Here is a 5067-nt window from a genome sequence, read left to right on the forward strand (position 1 = left end):
CTATGCCCTATGCCCTATGCCCTATGCCCTATGCCCTATGCCCATGAGTACCTCATATGAGAGCTCGAAAGGCTATAGGTTGGCATCAGGTAGAATTGAGGGATTTTTTTTTCTAAAGAAGTGCTGAAAGCTTTCTACCTTGAGATGAATTGCAATGCGGCCATCTCTGCAAGTTATAGTGAGGATTGCAGTCAGTTACTGTAGAGCGTGAATCAATGCTGGGCAAATTTTTTCGCAAGCCAGAATCAGAAAACATCGATCGCGTCCCGCCGGGTCAATACCTCGCCAACGGCTTTCCTGTGCTGACCTACGGCGATACACCCTCTGTCAGCATTGAAAGTTGGGAATTTAAAGTCTGGGGATTGGCAAAACCAAAAACCTTCACTTGGTCGGACTTCCAGGCCATGCCCCAAAGTAACTTTACTGCGGATTTTCACTGCGTCACCCGGTGGTCAAAACTCGACGTGCAGTGGACGGGAGTCAAAGTCACAGATTTTATGAACTACATAGAAGTCGATCCGAAAGCTATGCACGTCTTGGAACACTGCTACGGCGGCTACACGACTAACATTGCGATCGCCGACTTCCTCCGAGAAGAAAACTTTTTCGCCCACACCGTCTTCGGCGAACCTCTATCCGCAGACCACGGCGGCCCAATGCGGCTCGTAGTTCCCCACTTGTACGCTTGGAAAAGCGCTAAATGGATTAACGGCCTGGAGTTTACAGAAACCGAAGAACTCGGTTTTTGGGAACGCAACGGCTACCATCGGCGGGGCGAACCGTGGGCAGAGGAACGCTATAGCGGTCTGTTTTGATGCGGGCGATCGGGAGCAAGGACGGGGCCAGAGCTTCTCTATACAATCTTTGTTGAGAGGCAATCCGCTCTTTTACCGCTTCAATCTGCAGAAATTGCATCGGGTCGATCGCATCTTTGGGATATCTGACGCGACGGGCTCTATCTAATTCAACCAAAATACGTAAACGCAACGATCGCATTTTGTACGTAATTTACCCGATAGATAAACTACTTTAACTCCCCTACACAAGTCCCAAAAAACAAATATTCCCAGTTTCGGGTTAATATCAAACTCCTTTAACTGTCAGTGTACACAAATATTACCGTATTTATACTTAAGTATCGGCGGTTGAGGATGGAGACTTGACAATATAATAAAAAATTAGCATAAGCCCGATCCAAATCAGTTTTGCTCACCCGCCCTCCCATGCCCGCGACTGCAAGGTTTCAATCCACAATATTTATAATTATTTAGTGGGTATTATTAGGGAGCGATCGCCCGTCTGCAGATGTGATCGACAGCATTTATGAAGGTTATGTAAAGGCTTGATAAAGAATTGGTCAAACTTTACCTAAAGTACCCCAACTGCAAACAAAGTATCGCATAATGAAAATATTAAGACCATCGCACAAAAGGAACAGGTTTATGAATACCAAACTCTTATCCGCCCTAGCAGCTACCGCCGCCGCCACAGCTCTGTTTGGCGCCGGATCTCCCGCTCAGGCCTTCTCCTTTGGTACCAACGGCATCACATTCAGTCAAGATCAAGATGTCAAGTTTAAATTCAAAGAGTCTCACGGTGGGTATACTTCCTCTTTGGGAATCTACCAGGTGAACGGCTTCACACTCGCTAACGTTGCCAAGTTATTTTCGGAAACTAAATCCTCAGACGACGGCAGCGCTAACGAATGGAAAGGAACTTTGGGCAATACCGTCACGGGTTCTGGCGAGGTAGTATTCAGATTCTTGGCAAATCAAGTTTACACTTTGGGACTCTCCAGCACTTTCGGGGAGGCGTCGAAGGGCATGGTCTACTCGACATCAGGGCTGAACCTGAACGTCGCCTCTACCGGCAGCCAGCAAGCCGTGTTTGGCGCCGCGCCGCTGTGGAGCGCACTCAACACAGCAGCAACCAACAGCTTCGGAGATGCCGGAAAATTCACAAGCGGAGTAGGTTCTCTGTTTAGCGGCGGCACGGTGATCTCCTTCGACGATCGTGGTGGCGGAAACGACGCAGACTTCCAAGACTTCACAGTCAGCGCAGAAGCAGTTCCCGAACCGATGACAATGACTGGTTTGGCTCTCGGTTTGGGTGGCTTGGTTGCAGCCCGCCGTCGCCGCGCTAGCAAGACGACTTCATGATTTTTTCAACCGGAACAATCTCCTCAATGACGCTTGACAAAATAAAATTCAATTAGGAGGCGCGCTAATGAGAAATCGGCTCGCCTTTTGCTTAATTTGAAAAGTCAGAAGGGAGAAGTCATATCAATTCTGGTGGCACTCCTCCGGAATTATTGACTGTTGACTGTTGACTGTTGACTGTAGAAGGAGGGGTCGCCAAACTGAATGATGGTTGGGTGTTGGATGTTGACTCGATTTTACGCCCGACTTTCGCAGCGCGGATTTGATATCAGAGGAAAGTTCGGCCACGCCCAGTGTACGGGATTTAACGGAGTTAACGGATGGGTGTTGAGGGAAGAAGTCAAGCGTGAAGCAAGAGGATTTTTCCAACTCTCCAACTCTCCCACTCTCTCCCTCTCTCCACTCAAAATTCAAAACTCAGTCACGGTAAATTGTTCGATCGTACAAAGTCACCAGTACCGATTGAGGAATTTTAATGTCGGCCCGGATGCACGCTACTTTAATCGCCACCACAGCCCTGGTGTTTGTCCGTCGCACATGTGCTTGTTCGCGCAGCGTCCAATAGCGGACAATAAGATGCAAAGAACCATCGTTAAAGCCTGAAGTATCAACATCATAGGCTAAATTTAAAGGCAAGTTAGTTCGCCTGCGGGGCAGGCCTATTAGTAAGCTGTTGTGCATTTAAATTGTATATTGAGGGCGTGATCACCTGCCCAACCCCTACTCCCCACACCAGTAAAGATTTATTTGACTATGCAATTTAAATGCGGATTAGCTTACCCGCACTGAATTGGCAAATACGATCGCCTTCGGCATGATAACTCTCTCTCCCCGATCGCTAATAATTTGAGTTGAACGCAGCAAAATCTTTTCAACAGTACCTTCAAAGCCTTCTACAATTATTATCCGATCGCCCCATTGAAACGGTTCGTGCAACAGCAAAAATATTTCCGCTAAAAAGTATTTGAAGATGTCTTGGAACGGGAAACTAATCCCTACTGAACCAAGTCCTAACCAACTGATGATATCTGCAGGCTGCCAAGCTGGGAACGCCACGCAGGCGCTCAAACTGCCAGCAGCCCAAGTGAGAGTGTCAAATAATTAAAGAATGCCACGCTAACACAAAAGATTGAGATCGATCGCCGGACAGGAATGTTTGACTCTCACTGTGCAGGTGACTCCATCGACTAGCTCGCTAATCATAAAAATTTTTACGGGATGCGGGAAACGAGCGCGGCTTTAGCCCTGAGAGGGAAGCGACACGGGGGACTTCAGTCCCCGTGTTCTTCCTTTCTTAATTAGCCGAATGGTGCGGATCTTCTATGTATTTTTTCACAACTTCACTACTAATATTACCTGCGGTGCTAACAAAATAGCTGCTCGTCCATAAGGACGGCAGCTTTTTTAGTTGTGGAAACTCAGCCCTTAAATGATGGCTAGAACGTCCTTTGAATGCCTTAACGACTAGCGCAGGAGTATCCATCGGATTGACTGCAACGAATAAATGTACATGATCTGGTGCCACTTCTAAAGCTAGAATATCCCAACCTTTCTCAGTCGAGAGTGCTAAAAACAGCTCTCGCAGCCTAGTTGCTATATCTCCAACTAAAACTTTCTTGCGACGCTTGGGTATAAAGACAAAGTGGTAATTAAGTAAGAACTTGACGTGGTTGTGGGTTTTGTACTCCGGGAGAGGCAACATAAAGTTTTGTTGTTATAGCTTGACTTGTCCACTATATCCACCTAAACTGAATAAATCAACTAATTTGCAGGAAAAAGAGGTGGCTAAGCCTAAGAAAACAATGGGAGTACAGCAAGTATTGCTGTCTCCCACCAAAGAAGTTGAGGCAGTGCTAAATTACCTTTGTCGGCAATCTGGTAAGCTGTACAATAGTGCTGTTTATTTTGCTCGCCAGACATTTTTTAAGACTGGAAGGTTGCTGACGGGGAAGTTTGATTTATCTTTTGAACCGTCAATTGCAAAGTCGATGGTTGCTAAGTCGTTACCTTCGACACCCATGCAGCAAACTTTAATGTCGGCAACAGAAGCGTTCAAAAGTTTCAAAGAGCTAAAAGCTTTGTATAACAAGGGTCAACTACATTTTAGACCCAAGCCTCCGAGCTATTTAACAGGTTCTAAATTGTTTAAAGTTGCCTACCCGAATTCTGGTGGATTAAAGCCAGTGCTTGTCGGCGACCAGTTGAGATTTTCTCTGGGTTTAACAGTACGGCGCTGGTTTGGGATTTCTGAAGTATTTTTGCCCAGGCCGTCAAATGTTGACTGCTCAAAGGTTAAAGAGTTTACGATTCTCCCGAAGAATGGCGCTTTCTATTTGGAGTTGTCTTACGAAGTAGAATGTCAGCAGCACGCTTTAGATTATAGCCAAGCGCTATCAATCGACTTGGGAACTGCTGACAACTTAGCGGCTTGCGTGGACACGCTGGGAAATTCCTTTTTAATTGATGCTCGCGTTATGAAAGCGATGAATCAGCTTTGGAACAAAAAAGTAGCAACTAGAAAGGAAGGAAAGCCCACGGGTTACTGGGATAACTGGCTAGACCGTGTAACCCGCAAGCGCAATCACCAGATGCGCGATGGCATTAATAAGGCTGCGAAGTTAATTGTTGAACATTGCTTGAAACACGGTATCGGCAATTTAGTAATTGGATGGAACCAAGGTTTTAAGTCTAATGCCGATATGGGTAAGCTGAACAATCAAAAATTTGTTCAGATGCCGTTAGGAAAGCTGAAAGACCGACTAAGCCAATTGTGCAATTTACACGGCATTAAGTTTACTGAAACAGAAGAAGCGTATACGTCTAAAAGTAGTGTGCGTTTCGTTCTGAAGAAACCCAGAAATGGGGGGAATTCAGGCTCTAGCAAGGTAATCCAATATGGATTGAGTTC

At 46.1% G+C, this 5067-nt stretch carries 6 protein-coding genes; 3 read left to right on the forward strand and 3 right to left on the reverse strand.

Features of this window, described 5'->3' with window-relative positions; all coding sequences use genetic code 11:
- Positions 1-215: 215 nt before the first annotated feature.
- Positions 216-815: a sulfite oxidase-like oxidoreductase gene (locus QUB35_RS38325; RefSeq protein ID WP_333148216.1), complete on the forward strand. Its 600-nt coding sequence runs from the start codon at positions 216-218 to the stop codon at positions 813-815.
- 627 nt (positions 816-1442) lie between these two features.
- Positions 1443-2159, forward strand: coding sequence for a PEP-CTERM sorting domain-containing protein (locus QUB35_RS38330; RefSeq protein WP_333148218.1), 717 nt, complete (start codon positions 1443-1445; stop codon positions 2157-2159).
- A 417-nt stretch (positions 2160-2576) separates the two neighbouring features.
- On the opposite strand, the gene QUB35_RS38335 is transcribed toward QUB35_RS38330, so the two are convergent.
- The 3 genes from QUB35_RS38335 to tnpA all read right to left on the reverse strand — a co-directional run bounded on the left by QUB35_RS38335 (position 2577) and on the right by tnpA (position 3861).
- The gene (locus QUB35_RS38335; protein ID WP_333148220.1) at positions 2577-2840 is read right to left on the reverse strand and encodes a hypothetical protein; all 264 of its coding nucleotides are present in this window, start codon (positions 2838-2840) and stop codon (positions 2577-2579) included.
- Positions 2841-2930: 90 nt separating this feature from the next.
- Entirely contained in the window at positions 2931-3227 is a 297-nt protein-coding gene (locus tag QUB35_RS38340; RefSeq protein WP_333148222.1) for a mechanosensitive ion channel domain-containing protein, read from the reverse strand.
- A gap of 226 nt (positions 3228-3453) precedes the next feature.
- Positions 3454-3861, reverse strand: a complete 408-nt coding sequence (gene tnpA / locus QUB35_RS38345; RefSeq protein ID WP_333148224.1) for an IS200/IS605 family transposase — start codon at positions 3859-3861, stop codon at positions 3454-3456.
- A 79-nt stretch (positions 3862-3940) separates the two neighbouring features.
- On the opposite strand from tnpA, the gene QUB35_RS38350 reads away from it, so the two are divergent.
- The coding region (locus QUB35_RS38350; RefSeq protein WP_333148226.1) for a transposase at positions 3941-5067 on the forward strand (1127 nt) is incomplete at its 3' end.

This window comes from Microcoleus sp. B13-B6, from assembly GCF_036705405.1.
Taxonomy (GTDB): domain Bacteria; phylum Cyanobacteriota; class Cyanobacteriia; order Cyanobacteriales; family Microcoleaceae; genus Microcoleus.

Excerpts from the sequence above, each read along its gene's own strand:
- QUB35_RS38325 (WP_333148216.1), top strand. The coding sequence starts at position 216 with ATGCTGGGCAAATTTTTTCGCAAGCCAGAATCAGAAAACATCGATCGC.
- QUB35_RS38330 (WP_333148218.1), top strand. The coding sequence starts at position 1,443 with ATGAATACCAAACTCTTATCCGCCCTAGCAGCTACCGCCGCCGCCACA.
- QUB35_RS38335 (WP_333148220.1), bottom strand. The coding sequence starts at position 2,840 with ATGCACAACAGCTTACTAATAGGCCTGCCCCGCAGGCGAACTAACTTG.
- tnpA (WP_333148224.1), bottom strand. The coding sequence starts at position 3,861 with ATGTTGCCTCTCCCGGAGTACAAAACCCACAACCACGTCAAGTTCTTA.